The 22,534-nt window shown below is 47.3% G+C and carries 24 protein-coding genes; 10 read left to right on the plus strand and 14 right to left on the minus strand.

All coding sequences use genetic code 11. From position 1 onward, the window contains the following. Positions 1-3 precede the first annotated feature (3 nt). The 5 genes from arcA to trmB all read right to left on the minus strand — a co-directional run bounded on the left by arcA (position 4) and on the right by trmB (position 4,975). A complete protein-coding gene (arcA, locus tag NH568_RS10300; RefSeq protein WP_253046787.1) occupies positions 4-723 on the minus strand; it encodes a two-component system response regulator ArcA in 720 nt (239 codons plus the stop codon). A gap of 107 nt (positions 724-830) precedes the next feature. Beyond that, positions 831-1,349: a YfiR family protein gene (locus tag NH568_RS10305; protein ID WP_253046981.1), complete on the minus strand. Its 519-nt coding sequence runs from the start codon at positions 1,347-1,349 to the stop codon at positions 831-833. 5 nt (positions 1,350-1,354) lie between these two features. Further along, positions 1,355-2,977 (minus strand): ATP-binding protein, encoded by a 1,623-nt coding sequence (locus NH568_RS10310; RefSeq protein WP_253046790.1) that lies wholly within the window; start codon positions 2,975-2,977, stop codon positions 1,355-1,357. A 186-nt stretch (positions 2,978-3,163) separates the two neighbouring features. Further along, on the minus strand, positions 3,164-4,201 hold the full coding sequence (locus tag NH568_RS10315) for a methyltransferase (protein WP_253046793.1): 1,038 nt from the start codon (positions 4,199-4,201) through the stop codon (positions 3,164-3,166). A 48-nt stretch (positions 4,202-4,249) separates the two neighbouring features. Then, positions 4,250-4,975, minus strand: a complete 726-nt coding sequence (trmB, locus tag NH568_RS10320) for a tRNA (guanosine(46)-N7)-methyltransferase TrmB (protein WP_253046795.1) — start codon at positions 4,973-4,975, stop codon at positions 4,250-4,252. A 131-nt stretch (positions 4,976-5,106) separates the two neighbouring features. Here trmB and mutY point away from each other — a divergent pair, with 131 nt between their 5' ends. Both mutY and NH568_RS10330 read left to right on the plus strand, forming a co-directional pair. Continuing rightward, positions 5,107-6,165, plus strand: coding sequence for an A/G-specific adenine glycosylase (mutY, locus tag NH568_RS10325; RefSeq protein ID WP_253046798.1), 1,059 nt, complete (start codon positions 5,107-5,109; stop codon positions 6,163-6,165). A 34-nt stretch (positions 6,166-6,199) separates the two neighbouring features. After that, positions 6,200-6,472 (plus strand): oxidative damage protection protein, encoded by a 273-nt coding sequence (locus NH568_RS10330; protein ID WP_054014731.1) that lies wholly within the window; start codon positions 6,200-6,202, stop codon positions 6,470-6,472. A 55-nt stretch (positions 6,473-6,527) separates the two neighbouring features. Here the strand turns inward: NH568_RS10330 and ispB are convergent, their stop codons facing one another. After that, a complete protein-coding gene (ispB, locus tag NH568_RS10335; protein ID WP_253046801.1) occupies positions 6,528-7,499 on the minus strand; it encodes an octaprenyl diphosphate synthase in 972 nt (323 codons plus the stop codon). 357 nt (positions 7,500-7,856) lie between these two features. On the opposite strand from ispB, the gene rplU reads away from it, so the two are divergent. The 6 genes from rplU (at position 7,857) to galU (ending at position 11,902) form a co-directional block, all read left to right on the plus strand. Further along, positions 7,857-8,168: a 50S ribosomal protein L21 gene (gene rplU / locus NH568_RS10340; RefSeq protein WP_010383520.1), complete on the plus strand. Its 312-nt coding sequence runs from the start codon at positions 7,857-7,859 to the stop codon at positions 8,166-8,168. Between the two features lie 17 nt (positions 8,169-8,185). Then, complete coding sequence (rpmA, locus tag NH568_RS10345; protein ID WP_010383519.1) at positions 8,186-8,443, plus strand: 50S ribosomal protein L27; 258 nt, start codon at positions 8,186-8,188, stop codon at positions 8,441-8,443. A gap of 194 nt (positions 8,444-8,637) precedes the next feature. Continuing rightward, the gene (gene cgtA / locus NH568_RS10350; protein WP_253046804.1) at positions 8,638-9,786 is read left to right on the plus strand and encodes an Obg family GTPase CgtA; all 1,149 of its coding nucleotides are present in this window, start codon (positions 8,638-8,640) and stop codon (positions 9,784-9,786) included. An 89-nt stretch (positions 9,787-9,875) separates the two neighbouring features. Next, positions 9,876-10,367, plus strand: coding sequence for a type 3 dihydrofolate reductase (gene folA, locus NH568_RS10355; RefSeq protein WP_253046807.1), 492 nt, complete (start codon positions 9,876-9,878; stop codon positions 10,365-10,367). Between the two features lie 77 nt (positions 10,368-10,444). After that, positions 10,445-10,819: a DUF3718 domain-containing protein gene (locus NH568_RS10360; protein ID WP_054014727.1), complete on the plus strand. Its 375-nt coding sequence runs from the start codon at positions 10,445-10,447 to the stop codon at positions 10,817-10,819. A gap of 207 nt (positions 10,820-11,026) precedes the next feature. Next, positions 11,027-11,902 (plus strand): UTP--glucose-1-phosphate uridylyltransferase GalU, encoded by an 876-nt coding sequence (galU, locus tag NH568_RS10365; protein WP_253046812.1) that lies wholly within the window; start codon positions 11,027-11,029, stop codon positions 11,900-11,902. Between the two features lie 62 nt (positions 11,903-11,964). Here the strand turns inward: galU and NH568_RS10370 are convergent, their stop codons facing one another. Together NH568_RS10370 and NH568_RS10375 are read right to left on the minus strand one after the other, a co-directional pair. Beyond that, positions 11,965-12,648 carry a hypothetical protein gene (locus NH568_RS10370; protein WP_253046815.1) on the minus strand — a complete coding sequence of 228 codons (684 nt, stop codon included), beginning with the start codon at positions 12,646-12,648 and terminating at the stop codon, positions 11,965-11,967. A 134-nt stretch (positions 12,649-12,782) separates the two neighbouring features. Then, positions 12,783-13,058 carry a ribbon-helix-helix domain-containing protein gene (locus tag NH568_RS10375; protein WP_253046818.1) on the minus strand — a complete coding sequence of 92 codons (276 nt, stop codon included), beginning with the start codon at positions 13,056-13,058 and terminating at the stop codon, positions 12,783-12,785. A gap of 14 nt (positions 13,059-13,072) precedes the next feature. On the opposite strand from NH568_RS10375, the gene NH568_RS10380 reads away from it, so the two are divergent. Continuing rightward, entirely contained in the window at positions 13,073-13,468 is a 396-nt protein-coding gene (locus tag NH568_RS10380) for a VOC family protein (RefSeq protein WP_125717109.1), read from the plus strand. A gap of 29 nt (positions 13,469-13,497) precedes the next feature. Here the strand turns inward: NH568_RS10380 and recG are convergent, their stop codons facing one another. Genes recG through asnC form a run of 3 tightly spaced genes read right to left on the minus strand, consistent with a single transcriptional unit; the run spans position 13,498 to position 16,795 of the window. After that, a complete protein-coding gene (gene recG, locus NH568_RS10385; protein ID WP_253046821.1) occupies positions 13,498-15,582 on the minus strand; it encodes an ATP-dependent DNA helicase RecG in 2,085 nt (694 codons plus the stop codon). Between the two features lie 2 nt (positions 15,583-15,584). Continuing rightward, a complete protein-coding gene (gene trmH / locus NH568_RS10390) occupies positions 15,585-16,283 on the minus strand; it encodes a tRNA (guanosine(18)-2'-O)-methyltransferase TrmH (RefSeq protein WP_253046823.1) in 699 nt (232 codons plus the stop codon). 53 nt (positions 16,284-16,336) lie between these two features. After that, positions 16,337-16,795: a transcriptional regulator AsnC gene (asnC, locus tag NH568_RS10395; protein ID WP_253046826.1), complete on the minus strand. Its 459-nt coding sequence runs from the start codon at positions 16,793-16,795 to the stop codon at positions 16,337-16,339. 179 nt (positions 16,796-16,974) lie between these two features. On the opposite strand from asnC, the gene asnA reads away from it, so the two are divergent. Continuing rightward, a complete protein-coding gene (gene asnA, locus NH568_RS10400; RefSeq protein WP_253046829.1) occupies positions 16,975-17,970 on the plus strand; it encodes an aspartate--ammonia ligase in 996 nt (331 codons plus the stop codon). A 42-nt stretch (positions 17,971-18,012) separates the two neighbouring features. Here asnA and NH568_RS10405 read toward each other — a convergent pair whose 3' ends face one another. From NH568_RS10405 to spoT, 3 genes are all read right to left on the minus strand, one after another. Then, positions 18,013-19,623, minus strand: a complete 1,611-nt coding sequence (locus NH568_RS10405; protein ID WP_253046832.1) for a FapA family protein — start codon at positions 19,621-19,623, stop codon at positions 18,013-18,015. Positions 19,624-19,852: 229 nt separating this feature from the next. Beyond that, complete coding sequence (locus tag NH568_RS10410) at positions 19,853-20,245, minus strand: RidA family protein (protein ID WP_010383501.1); 393 nt, start codon at positions 20,243-20,245, stop codon at positions 19,853-19,855. 10 nt (positions 20,246-20,255) lie between these two features. Further along, positions 20,256-22,358 (minus strand): bifunctional GTP diphosphokinase/guanosine-3',5'-bis pyrophosphate 3'-pyrophosphohydrolase, encoded by a 2,103-nt coding sequence (spoT, locus tag NH568_RS10415; RefSeq protein ID WP_253046835.1) that lies wholly within the window; start codon positions 22,356-22,358, stop codon positions 20,256-20,258. Positions 22,359-22,534 lie beyond the last annotated feature (176 nt).

Below are 22,534 nucleotides of genomic sequence, written 5' to 3' on the forward strand. Positions count from 1 at the left end.
AACTTACTGGCTATCGATCTTCCCAATGAAGCGGTAGCCCTCACCATGAATGGTGCTGATCAGTTCAGGAGTGTTGTTGTCGGTTTCAAAGTGCTTACGAATACGACGAATAGTCACGTCAACTGTTCTGTCGTTTGCACGCAACTCACGACCTGTCATATGCTTAATAAGCTGCTCGCGGCTAAAGATACGACCAGGTGAGTCAAGCATCAGGCGCAACGCGCGATACTCGCCTTTAGGTAAGCGTTTTGACTCACCTGTTGGAGAAGTCAGACAGCGGCTATTCTCATCCAGCTCCCAACCGTTAAAGGTGATGACGCCATTGCTATCAATGCTGGACTCTTCCGGGTTTGAGCCGGTACGAGAGATCAGGTTACGCACGCGAATTGTAAGCTCTCGTGGATTGAAAGGCTTAGTTACGTAGTCGTCGGCACCGATTTCAAGACCAAGAATACGGTCAACATCGTTGTCACGGCCGGTTAAGAAAATTAGGCCGATGTTTTTCTTCTGGCGTAACTCACGAGCCAGGATAAGGCCATTTTTGCCTGGCAGGTTAATATCCATGATTACACAGTTGACATCATCGTTAGATGTCAATTTTTCATGCATATCATCGCCATCTATGGCTTCAATTACCTTATAACCTTCGGCTTCAAATAAACTAACGAGGTTCAGTCGAGTTACGTCTTCATCCTCAACAATTAGAATGACTGGCGTTTGCATTATTAATTAACCTTTTCGGAATATTGTATTTACAAAATCTTCGGCGTTATATAATAAAACCGAATGTTAACGATTATAGGAGTATATTCAATTGTTAACAAGTAAAATCAGTTAGGATAAAACTTGGAGACGGCAAGCAACCGAGAAAGCACTTTAAAGTTGTGCTGAGTGACTTCTTGCTTGTTTATATACAGCCTTATCTTACTCCCTTCCTGGACCAAGGACGCAATCCCACCCCCTTCCAAAAATTCGATACTTTCGCCCACAGTTACCATACTTAGGGCCATTGTATCGGTCCAAGCGGAGAGTATATCATCTTCCATTGTTTCATCAATGTATGTGATATCACATCGCTGGGAAAGTTCCCGCAACGACTCAGACTTTTTAACTTCGATTATTTCTATCGGCTTTAAACGTATTTTTAAGGTACGATTACTATATAAAACAGCACCTGGACCTTTTTTGATATCATAAAAACAAAAACGAGTTGTTTTCTTATTTTTTTGCTCTGGAAAATCAATGAACTTTGCCATCTGATATAAAAAAGCTGAGCGGATTTCCTCGGGCGATTTGGCGTAGCTAAATGTAGAAAACAACGCAAGTGAACACAAAATAAATAGGTACATTAATCTCACTGTGTACCTCCTTTCAGAGGCAGACTAATCACAAATTGAGTACCTGATTTATAGTCTTCTTGCAGCGTAATGCTTCCCCCTAGTGCCTGAGTGACCAAATTATACACCAGGTGCATACCCAGACCACTGCCACCTTCGCCCCGCCTTGTTGTAACAAATGGATCAAAAATACGCTTTTTGATCGCATTGGGCACGCCTACACCATTGTCGCTGTATACAATCGTTAATTGCGGATCTTCACGGTTCACTTTTATAGCAATTTCGTTATTTTCGTTACTTACAAATCCATGGAGCAGAGAGTTTGAAAACAATTGTTCAAACACCTGTTGCAGCAAGCCAGATTTGCTTCTGATGGTGAGGTCTTCAGGACAGTCAATATGGATCTGGGGCGCTTTGAGTTCCAGCTCAGTGCGCATCGCGCCCATAACGGCGTTAAGCAATTTAGTGATATTGACGTCTGAATTGATCTCAATATCCTGGCTTACAGCCACTTTCTTAAAGCTGGAAATAAGGTCGGCCGCTCTGTTGAGATTACGATAAATGAGATCCAGGTTCTCGATCCCTTCTTTTATAAACCGTTCCAGCTGTTTGGAGGTCAGCGTTTTTTGCTGGAAGGCGACTTCTATGTCGCTGAGCTTATCACGCAGCAATGTTGAGCCGGTTACTCCCAGCCCAATGGGGGTATTTACTTCATGCGCAACGCCTGCAACCATTTGGCCAAGTGAGGCCATTTTTTCATTTTCAACAATCTGATTTTGATACTGGTGCATACGCTCCAGGGTGTTAAGCAGCTCCTGGTTTGCTTCTCTAAGCGCTATCGTACGCTGGTTTACTTTTTCTTCCAGGCTTTGGTTGAGTTGCTTTATTTCCTGCTTGTCGGCCTGATGGCGTTCAAGCTGGTTTTGCGTCCTGGTAAGCATGATGTTGAGGTTGTTCGCCAGAATATTAATTTCTTCTATGTCACTTTTTTCAGCCCGAGTGGCGTAGTTGTGGTTCTTGGAAACGTCCTGCAACAGGGTTGAGAGAGATTCTATGGGGCTGGCGATCCGCTTTTGGATCCCCCGGGCGACAAACATTACTAACACAAGAACAAACAGGGTTAAGGCGATATCAACCAAAATTTTTCTGTTTATATATTCAGCCAGGTGCTCAAGGCCGCCACGCAGATAAACATATCCTTCTATATTACCTTCGTATTCTACGGGCAGGATAAGCTCAATGTAGTCTTCAGATATCTTAGGTGCTCGGAGTTCCTCTATTTGATTGACTTTGAGCGGCACTGGGGGCGTTTTACTGGCATTGTAGCTGGTGAAAAACACGGGCCTGTTCGTTACATCATCAATCGCATAGATGTGAATGTTCTTGACCAGATCAACCTTATCAAACGATTTTAGACGCTTTTCTTCGGTTTTTCTGTCATCGAAAATCAGCGTTACCTGGGCATTAAACGCAATGATTTCAGCGATCATCTCCAGCTTGTTGATGATCAGTTGCTTTTGCTTTTTAACGTCGAGGTAGGTCGAAATTGAGATAGACAGGGACAAAGACAGCGCCGTAACTAGCATGACGGCACTGATCAGCACTTTTCTTATACTTGTTTTTGTTGCGTATTTACCCATTGGGAGACCACAAATCCCGCTTGCCTGCTATTCACTCACCTTAGTTTAGCAGTATAGAACACAAAAAAGCTCACATTTTACGAAACGATTCAGCACTTTGCTCTTTTAAATAGAGTATTAAGAAGGCTGGGATGGCAGTAGAATAGGATTGGAGCCAGTTCAACTTTTGCCTGAACTGGCTTTGCACTAGTTCAGGATTGCACGATAAACAGCAAATTTGGTGTTTTTTATCTGTGTATTGCAATGCCCAAAGCGTGCCTCAATAAGTGGTGGGTACTTTAAGAAGCTATTCGCGACAATATGCAGTTGGGCGCCTTTGTTCATATGCATGGTCGCACTATTGATAAACTCTTCAGCTATATCATAATCAGTTTTTATACCGGTATGAAAAGGCGGGTTACTGATAATGGCATCAAAGCGGCCTTTCAACTGCTTGAGACCATCACTGAGTACCAGTTCAACCTTATGGCCATTTAAGCGCACAGTTTGCTCGCAGGCGTATAAAGCCAATGCATTGACATCCAGGCAGCTGAAGCGAATTCTTGGTGACTGATTGAGTACAAAGGTAGCAATGATCCCTGCACCGCAGCCAAAGTCGAGCATGTTACCATGGGCTGGCAAATCGAGGTTTTCTAGCAGGAGTTTGGTCCCGACATCCAGCTTGCCATGATTAAACACACCGGGGACACTGACAGCGTCAAACTGTTGCCCGGCAACCGCAATGGTGAAGGTCTGCAGATAGCTGGCAATATCAAAGTGTGCCTCAGTTTGCAGTTGAGCAAATTCGTACAAAATACAATGCTTGGCGCTATCGAGTTTGTAATGTGTTTCGCATTTATCTTGCAGCTGCTTCTCCGCCGACTTAACGCCGCCTTTATTTTCACCAACCACGAGTAAACGGGTCTGCTCAGAGCACAGTGCACGAATGTTGTCGAACATCATCTGCGCTTCAGGCTTGGACTTTGGGTAGTAATAAATGATTAAGTCTAAATCATCGAGCGCAGGCAGGCTGTGTGACACATAGCTGTTGATATTTTTGACCGAGGCGGCTGCCAGATGATCCGCAAAGTCATAACTAAATGCGCTGATGACGGCCTGCGGGTTTAATTGCTTCAGTTCAGACAGAAAACCATCACGCTGGTGATTGATCACCAAAATATGCTGGCCCGTCAGCTCTTCTTCATTGCGCAGTAACAGCAAGCTAGGGTTGGTTAATTTTTGCATCTCAGATCCAGAATAGGCGGGGCGCTATGCCCCGGTAGCAATGACAAGTCAGGCCGTGCGCTCAAACATCAGATCCCAGACGCCATGACCGAGGCGGTGACCGCGTTGTTCAAACTTGGTTAATGGGCGAAAATCTGGACGAGGCACATAGTCATTAGTTTCGGACTGGTTTTCGAAACCTGGCGCGGCCTGCATGACTTCCAGCATATGCTCTGCATAGTTTTCCCAGTCTGTCGCCATATGGAAAACACCGCCAATACGCAATTTAGTACGGAGCTTCTCAACAAATTCGGTCTGAACGATGCGACGTTTATGATGACGTTTCTTGTGCCAGGGATCAGGGAAAAACAGCTGAAGTTTTGCCAGGCTGGCATCTGGAATACAGTCTGCCAGTACTTCGACCGCGTCATGTTCGAACACACGCAGGTTAGTGACACCTTGTTCATCCGCTTCCATCAGGCAGGCACCAACTCCAGGGCGATGTACTTCAATGCCAATAAAATTCTGGTCTGGTGTATTTTTCGCCATTTCTACCAGCGATTTACCCATACCAAAACCAATCTCGACCACAACATCATTGTCGTTGCCAAACACCTCAGCAAAGTCCAGGCGACCCTGAGCATGCTCCAGGCCCATCGTTGCCCAGCATTTATCAATGGCGGCAGCTTGCCCTTTGGTCAGGCGGCCTTCACGCTTTACAAAGCTACGCACTTTGCGAATGTATTTGCCTTCCTGCTCAGCTTGTTCAAGCGCTGTTTTACTCGATTCGTTCATGGTCTTCATCTTCGGTGTAAAAAATGGGCGCACATTATCGCTATTCACAGCGCCAAGTACAAGAGCTTGACCTTTGAAAAAAGCTTCATACACTGGCGCGTGTATTAGCAAGTAAAAAGCAGAGTCTCGCAATGACAGTAAATAATGAGCAAGCCCAGTGGTTTGCCAAGCAAGTTGTCGACTGGTACCAGTTACACGGGCGTAAAACGCTACCCTGGCAACTTGAGAAGACCCCATATAAAGTGTGGGTGTCAGAAGTAATGTTACAACAAACTCAGGTTGTGACTGTGATCCCGTATTTTGAACGCTTTATGGCGCGCTTTCCAACCATCATTGATTTAGCAAATGCACCAGAGGATGAAGTGTTGCACCACTGGACTGGGCTTGGCTATTACGCCCGTGCAAGAAATCTGCACAAGACTGCAAAAATTGTACGCGATGAGTATCAGGGAAGATTTCCTGAAACACTGGAAGAAGTAATGGCACTGCCTGGTATTGGTCGCTCCACGGCGGGAGCGGTACTTTCTCTTTCTCTGGGGCAGCCACACCCTATTCTGGATGGCAATGTGAAACGTGTACTGGCCCGTTTCTTTATGGTTGAAGGCTGGTATGGCGTTAAGAAGGTTGAAAATCATCTCTGGACATTGACCGATGCGTTGACACCCAAAGACAGCGTGACTGAATATAATCAGGCAATGATGGATTTGGGGGCCAGCTTATGTAGTCGCAGCAATTTTGATTGTGAGGCTTGTCCATTGGTCAGTCGTTGCCAGGCATACCAACAGGGCAGGGTGAAGGAATTTCCAAATTCGAAGCCGAAAAAAGCCAAACCCAAAAAAGCCACTTATCACTTAATAGTACGAGCGGATGACAAAGTGCTGATGGAAAAGCGCCCCAGTAGCGGTATTTGGGGTGGTTTGTTTGGTTTCTTTGAGTTTAGCGAACTGACCGAGCTTGAGACCTTTTTGGCGCAGCAGGGGATTTCGGGCAGCCGACAAACATTGTCGCCATTTGTCCACATATTTACCCACTTTGAATTGACTATCACTCCGGTAATTGTTGAATTAAGCGCGGTTCCTGACTGTGTTCACGATAACCCGCTCTTGTGGTACGCGCTGGCGCAGCCGGCAGAGGTGGGCTTAGCTGCACCGACTAAAAAGTTGGTTAAAGTCTTAAAGGCAATGGGGTAAACTTAACCTAAATGAATGCTTAAAGGGTAAAGAGATGGCACGTACCGTATTTTGTCAAAAGTTACAAAAAGAAGCACCTGGACTGGATTTTCAACTGTATCCGGGTGAAGTTGGCGAACGTATCTTCAACAACATCAGTAAAGAAGCGTGGCAACAATGGCAGCACAAGCAAACTATGCTGATCAATGAGAAGCACCTGAACATGATGGATCCTGAACACCGCCAGCAACTCGAAGATCAGATGGTGGGCTTTTTGTTTGAAGGTAAAGACGTTGAGATTGAAGGTTATCGTCCAAAAGAAGGGTAATCACCTCAACTAAAAAAGGCTGCCTGAGCAGCCTTTTTTAATATCTTCTATCAGCTTAATAGCTGCGCTCTACCGCTAGTTTTGCCAATGAAACCAGAGCTGTTTTGTGCTCTGACTCCTCGAGTACACTGAGTTGCTCAATGGCTTTTTGCGACTCTGTGCGGGCACGCTCCATAGTGTGTTCAAGCGCGTTGGTCTGCTCAAGCGTAGCCAGAATTTCGTTCAGGTTATCGAGGCCATTACCGTTTGCTATGGCATCACGGATCTGTGCAATCTGGTGATCAGTGCCGTGACGCATTGCGTAAATTAACGGCAGCGTTGGTTTGCCTTCGGCTAAGTCATCACCAATGTTTTTTCCGAGCTGCTCAGCATTGGCACTGTAGTCGAGCACATCATCAACTAACTGAAATGCTGTGCCCAGGTGCATACCATAGAGTTTCAGAGCTTCTTTGGTTGCATCTGATTTGTTCAGGATAACTGCGGGTAGCATAGTTGCGGCTTCGAACAGTTTAGCCGTTTTACTATATATTACCTGCATATAGCTTTGCTCTGTCGTGTCCGGGTCGTTACAGTTCATCAGCTGTAAAACCTCGCCCTCTGCGATAACATTGGTCGCATCAGCCAGGATTTGCATGACTTCCATATTCTCAAGTCCAACCATCAGCTGAAAGGAACGGGTGTATATAAAGTCGCCAACTAACACGCTTGCCGCATTACCAAACTCGGCATTGGCAGTGGGTTCACCCCGACGCAGAGCTGATTCATCAACGACGTCGTCATGCAGCAAAGTGGCTGTGTGGATAAACTCGATAATGGTCGCCAGTGTAACGTGTTTATCGCCCTGATATCCCAATGCTTTAGCAACCAAAAGTGCCAGCATAGGGCGGATGCGTTTTCCACCACTATTGACTATATATAAGCCAAGTTGATTAACCAGTGCGACGTCAGATTGCATTTGGTCGCCTATAAGTTGATTAACGGCAAGCATGTCTTGCTCAATCAATCTCTGGATCGCTTTGATATCCATAACGCTCCGAGCTAAAGCCTCATTCAGGGATGTTCGAGTCGCAAGTGTACATTAAAAATTCCCGTGACTCGATAACTTGCCTTGATAGAGGTTAAAAAATCGATGCTTTTGTTTGTTTTTTGTTCTTTGTGGTCATTTCCTATCAAAATTCGTGAGTAAGAAAGCAAAAAAGAGCTTGGCTTATCACACCTTTTCGTTAGAATAAATGAAAATATTATTACGCCCTCAAGTTAGCTATTTTTTATTCATTTATTTGCGATCTAGGGCTTGCGTGAAGTAGCACATTAGCGTAAACTTCGCGCCCTATTGAAGAATATTAAGTTGCGTCGATTTGAGGGCGCACAGACGGAGTTAATTATGTACGCGGTTTTCCAAAGTGGTGGTAAACAGCACCGTGTGACTGAAGGTCAAACAATTCGTCTAGAGAAACTAGACGTTGAGACTGGTGCATCAATTGAATTTGATTCAGTACTTCTTGTAGCTGATGGTGAAAAAATCGAGATCGGTGCGCCGTTCGTAAACGGTGGTAAGATTACAGCTGAAGTTGTATCTCACGGTCGTGGCGAGAAAATTAAGATCGTTAAATTTAGACGTCGTAAGCATTCTCGTAAGCAGATGGGCCACCGTCAGTGGTTCACTGAAGTTAAAATCACTGGCATTAGCGCTTAATTTAGAGGTACAGAAAGATGGCACATAAGAAGGCAGCTGGTAGTACTCGTAACGGTCGCGATTCAGAAAGTAAACGCTTAGGTGTTAAGCGTTTCGGTGGTGAATCTGTACTAGCGGGTAACATCATTGTTCGTCAACGTGGTACTAAGTTCCACGCAGGTACTAACGCAGGTATCGGTAAAGACCACACAATCTTCGCAAAAGCAGACGGTAAAGTTGTTTTTGAGCAGAAAGGTCCTTTAAACCGTAAATACGTTAGCATCATTGCTGAGTAATCGGTAAAAGAATATTGAAAAACCCCGCTTAGGCGGGGTTTTTTGTTTTTATAGAGCACAGTCTTAATTTTGCTCTAACCTTATTCCTGTCAAATACGCGCCACAGACCGGTAGTTAGGCATTTGCCCATGCTGATCAAGCCGCTATGAACTTGCTATAATAGCAGGTGCTGAACAACCAGTAAGAGAGTAACCATGAAGTTTGTCGATGAAGTAGAGATCCGCGCGGAAGCCGGAGACGGTGGAAGCGGTGTCGTTTCATTTCGCCGCGAAAAATTTGTACCCGACGGTGGCCCGGATGGTGGCGACGGCGGAGACGGAGGTAGCGTTTACCTTGAGGCAGACGAAAACCTCAATACCCTGATTGATTACCAGTTTGAACGGTTTCACCGTGCTGAGCGTGGCACCAATGGTCATGGCCGTAACATGACAGGTAAAAAAGGCGCCGACTTAATCCTGAAAGTGCCTGAAGGGACACGAGTGACGGACGTGGATACTCAAGAGTGTCTGGGCGATCTGACAAAACATGGACAAAAGCTACTGGTAGCCAAAGGTGGTTATCACGGGTTAGGTAATACTCGCTTCAAATCGAGCACAAACCGTGCGCCAAGACAAAAAACACTGGGTACACCTGGTGAGGTACGAAATTTAAAACTTGAGCTTATGCTGTTGGCCGATGTTGGTTTGCTGGGCTTGCCAAATGCGGGTAAATCTACCTTCATTCGCAGCGTATCTGCCGCAAAACCTAAAGTAGCGGATTATCCGTTTACCACCTTAGTGCCTAATCTTGGAGTCGTGCGTCCAGAAGCAAACAAGTCGTTTGTCATTGCCGATATTCCTGGGTTAATTGAAGGTGCATCGGATGGCGCCGGTCTGGGTATTCGTTTCCTGAAGCACCTTGAGCGTTGTCGTGTGTTGCTGCACGTTGTAGATGTCATGCCAATTGATGGCACAGATCCGGTAGACAATGCATTCGCAATCATCAATGAGTTGCATCAGTACAGCCCTAAACTCGCCAATAAACCGCGTTGGTTGGTACTGAACAAAATAGACTTGCTTGCAGAAGATGAGCTGGAAGAAGTGTGCCAGCGTATTGCTGATGAGCTGGATGCAGAGCATGTGTATCGCATTTCTGCTGCGAATAAGTTCAATACCCAGCAATTGTGTTACGACATTCAGGGGCTGCTGGATAGCATGCCGCGTGATAAGTTCGAAGAACAAGAGCAAGAAGAAGTCGAATTCAAATGGGATACCTACCATCGTCAGGCAACTCAGGACAACGATGATGACTGGGATGACTGGGACGAAGATGACTACGATGTGGAAGTCGTCTACGAAAGATAAGCGCAATTCGTATTGGAGTCTACTAATCGGATTGGTACGAAAAGGGCCTCGGGCCCTTTTTTAGTATAAAAGTATGAGTGGAGTGTATTGTGATAATATCAATGATTGCAGCGATGGCAAACGGACGTATCATTGGCGATGATAACGCTATGCCCTGGCATTTACCGGCTGACTTGAAACATTTTAAAGCCATCACCTTGAATAAACCCGTAGTGATGGGGCGCAAAACATTCGAATCAATCGGCCGTCCTCTTCCTGGCAGACGAAATATTGTGATCAGCCGCAACTCAAATTATCGCGCTGAGGGAATTGAGGTGGTTTCATCACCACAAGATGCGTTAGCCTTAGTGGACGGAAGTGAAGAAGTTATGATCATTGGAGGTGGAAATATTTATGAACAGTTTCTACCCTTAAGTAATCGGCTCTATCTAACTTATATAGACTTAGAAGTCTCAGGAGATACGCGCTTTCCGGACCATACTCAGGTAGGTGAGTGGCACGAAGTAGCGTGCCAAGCTTTTGAGGCAGATGAGAAAAATTTGTATAGTTATAAGTTCGTAACTCTAAATAAAGGAATATAACTTTGTTGCTAACAATTGTATTGGTTGATACAATATTGAGCGTTTGTTCTTACGAAAAAAGTACTAGGTGATTGGTGATGAAAGTAATTCCTTTAGTTATTGGTGTGAGTCTTGGCGTTTCGGCATTAACAGTAAGTTTTGCGAGCAAAGCAAACGACCAGCTAGCAGTTTCTCTGTGCGAGTATATTGCAGCTGATGATAAAAGACGTATCCGTAGTACGCTAAAGAGCTCACGGGTTAAAATCCGTAACGTATACGATTCAATTCAGTGTAATGGTAACAATATGCTGCGCCACGCCATTGCTAGTAATGCAGTAGATGCAGGTGAGTTTATCGTCAAGAGTCTGCCAAAGAGTGCTTTGGAAGATGGTGCTGATATCGCGTGGGCAGAAAGTAATGGTCACGGTGGTTCAGCTCTGATTGCAGCTATCAAAAAGCGTGCAGGCCTGTAAAGAGCCTTTTCTGGCTTAGCGCTTGAAAATATTAAAGTATTTTTAAAATGCCCGTCACTCTCAGTGAACGGGCATTTTTATGGATAAGATGTGTGAAAGGAGCTTTTCTAAACTTGCACTGCTTGCGTATTCGATTAGAATACTTTGACACACAACGATTCTAATGGTGAGAAATTCTTCCGCCACTTATGCAATAATGGATGAACTATGAAAGCTGTAATACCTGTAGCTGGACTTGGTACGCGGATGTTACCTATGACAAAGGCTATTCCCAAGGAAATGTTACCTATCGTCGACAAGCCCCTCATTCAATATATCGTCAAAGAATGCGCAGCAGCGGGTATTTCCGAAATCGTTTTAGTCACTCACTCTTCAAAAAATGCGATTGAAAATCACTTTGATACCAGCTTTGAGCTAGAAGCAACACTAGAGATGCGGGTAAAGCGTACTCTACTTGAGGAAGTTCGCTCCATTTGTCCTGACGGCGTTACTATTATGCATGTAAGGCAGGGGGAGGCTAAAGGGCTGGGTCACGCGGTGTTGTGCGCAAAGCCGATTGTTGGTGATGATGACTTTGTGGTTGTTTTACCTGATGTGATCCTGGATGAGTACACCGCTGATCAGAGTAAGGAAAACCTGGCAGCTATGGTTCATAGGTTTTCAGCGACTAAATTAAGTCAGATTATGCTTGAGCCGGTTCCTCGAGAAGAGGTGAACAAATATGGTATCGCAGATATTCAGGGATTAGATCTCAAACCGGGTGAGAGCGCACCCATCAAGCATATGGTTGAGAAACCAGCGGTTGATAAAGCGCCTTCAAATCTTGCCGTAGTTGGTCGTTACGTTTTGTCGCGTAATATCTGGCCTTTGCTGGAGCGCACACCACTTGGAGCTGGGGGCGAGATCCAGCTAACAGATGCCATTGACATGCTGATGGAAAGCGAGAGCGTAGAAGCTTTCCATATGAGTGGCCGTGCACATGATTGCGGTGACAAAATGGGCTATCTGAAAGCCATTGTTGAATATGCGATGCGTGATGATAAATTGGGCGAAGAATTTAGCAAGTTTGTGAAATCATTATAAGAGTCTGCGCTTTTATAAGCATGAACCCGGTGTGCAACCGGGTTTTTTGTATCTGTCATGGTTTATTGTCCATGGCGTTCGGTAAAGCGCTGCCAGTGAATATTGGGATTAATCACTCTCACTTGTGTGAGTATTTGTTTGAGCTGTTGAGCTTTGGGTTGCTCAAGGATCTGGCCATCATTTTTCAGGCCCAGCAAATATAGCATGGCGGCTTTGTTACCCTGCTGGATAGCTGAGATGTGTATCTGCTGCTCAAAGTTCAGTCTCAGACTACTGATTGCCGTTTTCATGCCTTGCTGGTCTACATTGGGCAGACCACACTTTTGCAAGTAACCCAGTCGCTCACCTTCTCCGGAAAACCAGATCCTGACTTTTTCACTGAAGCGGCCTGACTTAGCAGGTAAATCAAACATCAGCCGGGTGTGGCCTTGTTGTTCTAAGAAGTGTAGATAGTCCTGTAATCCGGCATGCCAGAGCGCTGGGTGAATGGGCACAAATCGGGGTTGGAGCTTGCCATGAGTCGTAAATGTGAAACCGCGCACCTGGTCTTGTTTGGTGATATCTGAGCGAGTTAGATTGCCAATTTCGTCACTGTAGGCACCTGTGTAGTAAGCCAGCACCGGCAACCAGAAGTGCCAATGCTTCGGCTGCTCACGCTTTTGTTTTTCATCACCATAAATGTAGCCGTTAAACAGGGTATACAATTCCATGTTTGAAAATGCACGGCGGCCTAAATGAGATTTCATAAGATAGCGCTATACCTTGTGCCTAAAGAGTTCACACAATTCAAAGGATTACTAAGACCGAATCAAATTCAGTGTATCGACTTTTACTGATAAGCAAAAGCCTAATGTTAATGTAGTAGCCAGATACTACCCCTTTAGCTGCGACTACGCGTATGATTGGCCAGGTAGGTTAAGCAGGTGATACGCAGCAAAGAGGCAAGGTTTTTTACCTCGCCCTGACGTTCCAGTACTTCCTGATAAAGGGTCGAGACAAATTCAGCCACACTGAGTTGCTCTGCAACAGCTATCTCCTGTAACAGGTCCCAGATCTGGCGTTCCAGTGCCAGGCTGGTTACGGCCCCCTGAATACGCATCGAGCGGCGTATAACCTCATAGCTCTCTGGATTGGCCGAGGCATATAATTCACACATAAGAGGACTCCTTGATGGCAAAACTCATTCACAGCATGGTTAGGGTAATGGACTTGCAAAAATCCCTGACATTTTATCACGATGTATTAGCACTGGGCGAGCGCAGGCGCATTGAGTTTGATGATTTTAGCCTCGTTTATCTGGGTAACGAAGAGGCTGAATTTGAATTAGAGCTTACCTGGAATCATGATACGCAGCAGCCCTACGAGTTAGGTAATGGCTATGGTCATATTGCTGTGGTGGTGGATGATTTAGCCCCTGTGCATGCTAAGGCACAGGCGCTGGGTTACCAGCCTAAAGAGATGAAGTCGTTTTACAACGGCGATACGCTGGTAGCACGTTTTTTCTTTGTTGCCGATCCTGACGGCTACCAGATTGAAGTGATCGAACGTTCAGAAACGTTTAAGTAAGCCATGGCTAATCCATGGATAATCCGTGACTAAGCCATGGCAAATTCGCTGCGATTAGGCAGCCAGCGCTGTATCAATGGCTCAACGGCTTGTGGATGCTGTTGCAGCAAGGTGAAAGCGAGGCTGCGCACCTGAGGCAGTAGCGCTTTGTCCCGGCTGAGATCGGCAATCTTTAGCTCGGCCAGACCGGTCTGGCGAGTACCCAGTACTTCACCCGGGCCGCGGATCTCCAGATCCCGTTCGGCAATGACAAAGCCATCATTGCTGTCGCGCAGCACGCCCAGGCGCTTTTGTGCCGTTGCCGATAAAGGCGCATGATAAAGCAGCAGACAATGCGATGCGATATCACCACGACCAACCCGGCCACGCAACTGGTGTAGCTGTGCCAGGCCCAGACGTTCCGGGTTTTCTATAATGATCAGGCTGGCATTGGGCACATCGACGCCTACCTCAATGACAGTCGTTGCAACCAGTACATGACTTTGCGCTTGCTTAAAGTCCTGCATGATCTGCTGTTTTTCCTGTGCTTTCATACGGCCATGAACCAGGGCGATATTCAGCTCCGGCAGGGCTTTGGTGAGTTGCTCTGCGGTGTCTTCGGCCGCCTGACATTGCAAGGCTTCTGATTCATCAATCAAAGTACAGACCCAGTACACCTGCCGCTGTTGCTCGATACAGGCGCGTCGCACTCGTTCAATCACTTCTTCGCGACGCGTATCAGGAACGGCAACGGTTGTGATGGGGGTGCGCCCTGGTGGCAGCTCATCGATCACTGAGGTTTCCAGATCGGCATAGGCAGTCATTGCCAGTGTCCGTGGGATTGGCGTGGCCGTCATAACCAGCTGATGCGGATAGCAGTCGTTAAACTTACCCTTTTCACGTAACGAGAGGCGCTGATGAACACCAAAGCGGTGTTGCTCATCAATGATGATCAGCGCCAGATTGCTAAACTGCACCTGCTCCTGAAACAGCGCATGGGTGCCTACGACCATTTGCGCCTGACCTGAGCTGATGCGCTCAAGCACACGTTCACGCTCTTTCCCTTTGGTTTTACCTGCCAGCCAGACGACTTCAATACCCAGCGTCGCAAACCAATTCTGGAAATTGATGTTGTGCTGCTCGGATAAAATCTCCGTTGGTGCCATCAACGCCACCTGATAGCCTTTGGCAATGGCCGTGAGTGCACTCAGCGCCGCGACCAGGGTTTTACCTGAGCCTACATCACCTTGCACCAGGCGCATCATAGGGTAGGGTTGTTGCAAATCGCCTTTGATCTCGGCCACCACCCGGCTCTGTGCCGCTGTGGGTTTAAAGGGGAGCTGAGCCAGAAATTCGGTTTCTAACAGGTTGTTGGGCGGCAAAGATACCGCCTTGACGGCCTGACCTTGCTGCCTGAGCTGTAGCAGGCTGAGGTTTTGTGCCAGTAACTCTTCAAACGCCAGGCGCTGCTGTGCCGGGTGCTGACCGAGTTCCAGCTGGTCCAGTGCGATGTTCTGAGGTGGCTGGTGGAGCGTCAGCAGGGCCTCTTTTAAGCTCAGCTGATTGGGGCGGAACTGCTGCGGCAAATGATCGTCAATGTCGTATTTGTGCAGTAAAGCAACGGCCTGTTCCGCAATGGCGCGAATACTGAGTTGCTTAAGCCCTTCCGTGGTCGGGTAAACCGGCGTGAGGGTATCCGCGCCTTGAGGTGTATCACTCAGTTCATCGCGAATACTGTATTCGGGGTGGGCCATTTCCAGGCCGACCCGGCCACGGCGCACTTCACCAAAACAGCGCATGATTTTGCCGCTTTGCATGGCATTTTTTTGTGCTGCACTGAAGTTGAAAAAGCGCAGAGTAATACGACCGGTGCCATCGTTGATCTGGCACACCAGCATACGGCGTTTGCCGAAGGTGATGTTGGCCTGCTCAATTTCGCCCTCCACACTCACATGAAGGTGCGGCATCAATTCGGCGATGCGGTAAGTTCTGGCTCTGTCTTCATAACGCAATGGCAGGTGAAATAGCATATCCTGAACACTGCGGATCCCCAATTTGGCCAGCCGCTCTGCGGCCTTAGGGCCGACTCCCTTGAGGTCGGTAATGGCGTACTGGGCTAAATTGGGAAGAGACATAGCTATCCTTTTTGGCTGAATTTCAGTGTGTTCCAGAATGCATCGTCGGCGACGATCTCCCCAAGCTCATCCAGCGCCGGGTAGGGCAGACCTTTTTCTACGCAGCGATTGGCAATGATCGGGTGACAGCCTTCAAACAACAGTTTGTGTTTAATTGCCGGGTCGAGCATATCATTGCGCTGATACAGCCCTGCTTCTTCACGCTGACGCTGTGCTTCATATAAGATCAATGCAGCGGCCACTGAGACATTTAACGACTGTACCATACCTGCCATTGGGATCACGATATGCTGATCGGCATGCTCCAGTGCTCTGTCAGAGATCCCCAAACGCTCCTGCCCAACGATGACGGCAGTCGGTTTAGTATAATCAATCTCACGAAAATCTACGGCGGTATCACTGAGATTAGTCGCCAGCAGTTGAATCCCCGGGTTTTGCGTACGGATCGCGGCAACAGCCTGATCTATGTCGTCGTGCATATGGGTTTCTACCCAGTTTTTACTGCCACCTGAGGTGTTATTGGTCAGGCGTCTTTGTTCCTGCGGCCAAACCGCATGAACATGATGGCAGCCGACCGCATCGGCTGTGCGCACTATGGCCGACAGATTGTGGTGTTTGTGGACTTCGTCCAGGCACACAGTTAAATCAGTCTGGCGTTGATCCAAAATGCGCTTAACGCGCTGAAAACGGTTTTCTTCCATCAATTACAGCTCTTAACTACTAAATTGCCGCGATTATAACAAAAAGCGCCTCTCTAAGGCATTACTTCACGCATTATTGGTGCTTGCAAGGAGATCAGGGTCTCGGTTGACTGGATCGCCTCAATGGTCTGGATCTTGTTGATCAGTACATCCTGAAGATGATCAATAGAGCGTGCCATCACCTTGATAAAAATGCTGTAATTACCCGTGGTGTAATAGGCTTCAACAACTTCTTCAAACCCTTCCAATTGTTCAATGGTGGCCGGGTAATCCCGGGCATGTTTAAGGTTTACGCCAATAAAACAGCAGACATCATAGCCCAGCTGTTTGGCATCTATGCTGACCCGGGTGCCGATGATAATACCGGCTTGCTTCATCTTTTCGACCCGCACGTGAATAGTCCCTGCACTGACGGCGAAGCGTTTGGCCAATTCAGCATAGGGGGTTCTGGCATTGTCCATTAATGCATGAAGGATAGAACGGTCGAGATTATCGATTTGATAATTTTCCATGGATATTTTGCACATTGATTGTTGATTCGATAATTATTAAAGCGGATTTTTAAAGAAAAAAATAGTGTAAAGGTGTTTTTATTGTGGAGTATTGAATCTTTGCTCGTTTTTGTTGAGGATAGATTTAACGCAGCAAGCCTGCACCATTATTCAACACCATTGGGAATGAGGAAACCGATATGTTGCAACAGTATCTGCAAACACAACAGCAAATAGCTCGTGCAAAAGCACTTTTTTCACAACAACTGACTGACAAGCTAGGCCTGATTGAAGTCCAGGCACCTATCCTGGCAAAAGTAGGAGACGGGATTCAGGATAACCTCAGCGGCACCGAAAAAGCCGTTAAGGTTAAGGTGAAAACGCTGAGTGACAGCGACTTTGAGGTCGTGCATTCACTGGCAAAGTGGAAGCGTAAAACACTTGGCGATTATGGCTTTGGCGCAGGGCAGGGACTCTATACGCACATGAAAGCTTTACGTCCGGACGAAGACAAGCTGTCACCCATCCACTCGGTGTACGTTGATCAGTGGGACTGGGAACAGGTGATCTGCGCGCAGTCAGAGCGCTCTTTGGATAAACTCAAAGAAACGGTTCAGACCCTGTACAACGCAATTCGTGAAACCGAGCAGCAACTGGCATCTGACTACGGGCTGACCCCATTTTTACCGCAGCACATCACTTTTGTGCATAGTGAAGAGCTGCGCCGCATGTATCCGGATTTTACGCCCAAGCAAAGAGAAAAAGCGATTGCTCAGGAGTATGGCGCGGTATTTCTGATTGGGATTGGCGCCGAGCTGGGTGATGGCAAAATCCATGACGTCAGAGCGCCAGACTACGACGATTGGTCGACGCCCACCTGCGAGCAATATCAGGGACTCAACGGCGATATCCTGGTCTGGAACCCGGTTCTTGAAGATGCCTTTGAAATTTCGTCTATGGGGATCCGGGTGTGTCCGGACAGCTTGCAGCGTCAGCTCAGCCTGACTCAGGATGAGCAAAGGCTAGAGCAGGAATGGCACCAGAGCTTACTGGCCGGGGCACTGCCACAGACTATAGGCGGGGGGATTGGTCAGTCTCGTTTGGTCATGCTGTTACTGCAAAAGCAACATATTGGTCAGGTCCAGGTTGGTGTGTGGCCTGAGCAAATTAAAACTGAAGTTTCTGGGTTACTTTAGACGCGATGGCAACACACAGTAAGGGAGCCCGGTTGGGCTCCCTTACATCTTAAATTCAATTTCTATTTTTCCTTCGAGCAACCTGGCGCTGCAGGGAGGATAACTGCGGTTGGTTTTATAAACCTTATCGAAAATATGTATTTCTACGCCAGAGTGCAACGAGGTATTAACCACCAGCTGAGTGTTGTCGAGCAAGTCGTGCAAAGTATGATCTAATTCAGACAGCTGATGCTCCAGTGCTTCGGCTTGTTTGCAATAATGTTCCTGGGTTGCTCCTATCTTAGCCAGCAAGGTTTTTTTCTTTTCGGCGTCTTTAACATGATCGGCTTTTTCGACCGCTTTTTGCAGATTGTTGATCTGCTCATCAGTCTGGCTTAATTCTTTCAGGCACAGATCGGTTCGCTCGGTGATTTCCATGCCACTGCGCGCCAGGTAGATGGCCATGGTTGCCCCTGAGCTGCTGCCAACTTCGCCAGCCACCAGCATTTTTGCATCAAAAATGGTACCGCCGATCAGTTTGCCCTTGGGCGACTCATCCAGGCCAACCTGCAACAGGTTTGCAGCTTTAATATCACAGTGATTGCTTTGCTTTTGGATAAAGACATTGTGGCCTTCCAGATAGGTGTACTGACCGTGAGTGATCTGGACATCACCTTTGGCTATCAGGCGACAGGTGAGTCCCTGATCGTCGTTGCTGTGATCCAGATGACCTATGACCCCACCTTTGACTTCGATATTGCCATCTGAAATCAATTCGCCCGATTCTACAGTGCCCATAACAGTAATATCGCCATGGGCCTTGATCTTCATCCCCGGCTCCACATTGCGGGTGACCAGCACGCTGCCACTGAACTCAATATGGCCGCTACGTACATTGACATCGGCTATGGTAAAGATGTCGTCTACCCGCATGCCGTTTGGAACATCAGAGGGGCAACCCGCAATGGTGGCCACCAGTTGCAGCGGATTGGTAGGTGATATCTCCGTGCCCTCACCGGCAACAAGCTGAAAGGTGTCGCCAGGTTTTGGAGTAATGCTTTCGCCTGTAACAGTAAAGCCCTCTTTACCAGGTGTTGCCGGACGCTGGGTAACCAGTAAGGTGCCAGGCGCTACACTGGCCAGGGCACCAAAATCTCGCATATCCACGGTGCCATCTTCACGTAACTTGGGTTGTTTCAGGCGTTCTTTCAATGTCTGAACATGGGGAATTAACTTAGCAGGGATACCATTTTCAGGTGGCCGGCCTTGTGCGACAACCCCGGTTACCTCAGTACCAGGCATGGATTCAAGCTGTTGCTTGAGTAAATTCTCGAGATAAACCTGTTTATAGCCCCGTGTTACGCCGATTTTGACGATGGCGCGTTTGGCATCCTCAAGGCTGATCATTTTGCCACCCTGAGCAGTTGTCAGTTTGGCGATTGCCTGCATTTTATCTTCGCTGAGTGCCACTTCGATATGTGCATCTTTTTGCTGAGCCACAATCAGCTGAGCAGCGGGGGTATCTTGTTTAAAATAGGCTGCAATGGACTCGTGATCAATTGCGCAGTCCGCATAAGGTGAGCGTTCAAGTGCTTCAACCACAAACGCTGCACTGGGGGGCGACGCAGCTGCGACGTCCATCAATATATTGCCATTTTTTGCGAGTTTAAACACAGGCTTATCCTTATTGCTTATCACTTACTACGATAATGAGTACCTCAAATTGCTTTTGTAGACGGCCATAACAGAGTTAGGTCTTGCTATGTGCGTATGACCAGATTGCTAAATTAATAGTATGCGGTCAAGTGTTTAAGATCAAAGTTAAGGCTATGAAAAATCACCGGGCAGGTATGAAAAAGCCCGCATAAAGCGGGCTGAGTAGCAATACGAATACACTAAGGTATTAGTTGGTTGAAGGCAGCTCCATGATGCCGTCAATCTCAATTTGTACGCCTTTCGGTAACTCTTTGACACCAATGGCAGCACGCGCCGGATAAGGCGTTTTAAAGTGCTGGCTCATGATCTCATTCACAGTGGCGAAGTTACTCAGGTCGGTCAGGAAGATATTTACCTTAACCATATCCTGCAGCTGGCCGCCTGCTTCTTCACATACGGCAGTCAGGTTTTTAAATACCTGCTGTGTTTGCTCCGCAAAGTCTTCAGAGATGACTTCCATTGTTTCAGGCACCAAAGGGATCTGCCCCGAAAGGTAAACCGCCGTACCGACTTTAACTGCCTGACTGTAGGTGCCGATTGCCGCCGGCGCCTGATCGGTTGAAATAATGGCTTTATTCATTGTCTTTCCTTTATCGCTTCCTGGTTACGCGTTGTACATCTGGCATTACCCGGATCCGGCGCATAATATTTGCAACGTGGATCCTGTCTTTAACGGTAACACCCAGGTCAATCACGTACAGGTTGCTCTCTTTTTCTTCGGTTGCAATCTCCACAATATTGGCTTGGGTACTTGCAACCACATTGGTTAATTTGGCCAACGCACCCTGATGGTTGATGATCTCAACCCGCAGTGCTGCGATGTATTCTTTTTCGGGGTTATCTTCCCACTTTACCACAAAGTACTTGGCACGTTCATTTCGCCAGCCTTTGATGTTTTTGCATTCCTGACGGTGGACCATCAAGCCCTTACCCTGGCTGACATAAGCGGTAATATCATCACCTGGTACAGGTCGGCAGCACTTGGCATAAGTGACCAGCATGCCTTCTGTGCCGATAATTGGTGCCTTTGCTTGTTGTGCCAGGCTTTCAATAGCATCATCGGCTTGTAACAGGCGTTTTGCAACCAACATACTCATGATGTTGCCATTGCCAATTTCCACCAGTAGTTCCAGTACCGTATTGAGCGAGTGCTCTTCCAGTACCCGGTCTATCTGTTCGGTTGGAATGTCATCCAGCTTGTGCTCGCCCAGCGCGGAGTCAAGTAAGCGTCTGCCCAGCAGGATAGACTCTTCCTGATGCTGGCTCTTGAGGTAGTTACGTACGCCCAGGCGCGCTTTACCTGTTACGATAAAGTTCAGCCAGGTGGCATTGGGGTGTGCGCCCGAGCTGGTAATGATCTCAACGGTCTGACCGGTATCCAGTGCTTTACTCAGCGGGTACGGTTTGCGATTGACGCGTGCGCCCACACAGGTATTACCCACGTCGGTGTGTACCGCATAAGCGAAGTCGACGGCCGTTGCGCCCATTGGCAACTCAATAATACGCCCATCCGGCGTAAAGACATAAATTTCTTCCGGGAACAGTTCTGTCTTAACGTTTTCAACAAATTCAAACGACGAGCCGGCACTTTGTTGCAGCTCTAGCAGGCTCTGCATCCACTGTCTGGCACGTTGCTGTGCGGTGTGCCCCGAGCTGTCACCGGCTTTTTTATACATCCAGTGCGCAGCAACCCCTTTGTCGGCCATATGATCCATATCATGAGTACGAATTTGGATCTCCACCGGAATACCATGAGGCCCAACCAAAGAGGTGTGCAACGACTGATAGCCATTGGTTTTGGGGACGGCAATATAGTCTTTAAAACGGGTTTCTATGGGCTTGTACAGGTTGTGTGCCACACCTAACACCCGATAGCAGGTATCTATGCTGTTGACGTTGATGCGAAAAGCATAAATATCCATCACCTCGTTGAACAGCAGCTCTTTGTTAAGCATTTTTTTGTAGATACTGTACAAGTGCTTCTCGCGGCCACTGACTGAGGCGTCAATACCAGCTTCTTCCAGGCGTGATTCAATCTCAGACTGAATATTACTGATCACTTCCTTACGGTTGCCGCGTGCTTTAGCAACTTCTGATTTAAGTGCTCTGTGACGCATAGGGTACAGAGCTGCAAAACCCAAATCTTCCAGTTCATTTTTGATGTCGTGGATACCCAGACGGTTCGCAATCGGTGCAAAGATCTCCAGGGTCTCGCGGGCTATCCGGCGGCGTTTTTCCGGGCGCAGGAAGCCAAGTGTACGCATGTTATGGGTACGGTCAGCCAGTTTGATCAAGATAACCCGGATGTCCTGGGTCATGGCCATGATCATCTTGCGGTAGTTTTCGGCCTGAAACTCTTTTTTATCTTTAAAGTCGAGTTTGTCCAGTTTACTGACGCCGGCAACCAGCTCGGCCACTGTATCGCCGAAGATCTCGGCCAGGTCTTTTTGGCTGAAATCGGTGTCTTCAATGACATCATGCATCAATGCCGCCATCAGGGTTTCATGGTCCAGCTTCATACTGGCCAGGATCTGCGTGACTTCGACGGGATGGGTAATATAAGGCTCGCCGCTGGAGCGGGTCTGCCCTTCATGCGCTTCGCGGGCAACCACGTAGGCTTTTTGCACCAGTTCCACGTCTTCGGGTGGCAGATACTCTGATATTTTTTTCTTTAAGCCTTCAAACAGATACATTCACACTCCAATGTTCCAGCGAAGTTATACCAATTACGCAATAACATATCCTGAAATAAGGCTATGACGTTTGATTGGTATTAATAATAAGTTAAGTACTGAATATACGATGAATTGACTTCGAAGCCAATCGACTAACAAATTTATTAGTCTAATAAAGAGGTGGCGACACACAG

The organism is Pseudoalteromonas sp. XMcav2-N (genome assembly GCF_024124545.1).
GTDB lineage: Bacteria > Pseudomonadota > Gammaproteobacteria > Enterobacterales > Alteromonadaceae > Pseudoalteromonas.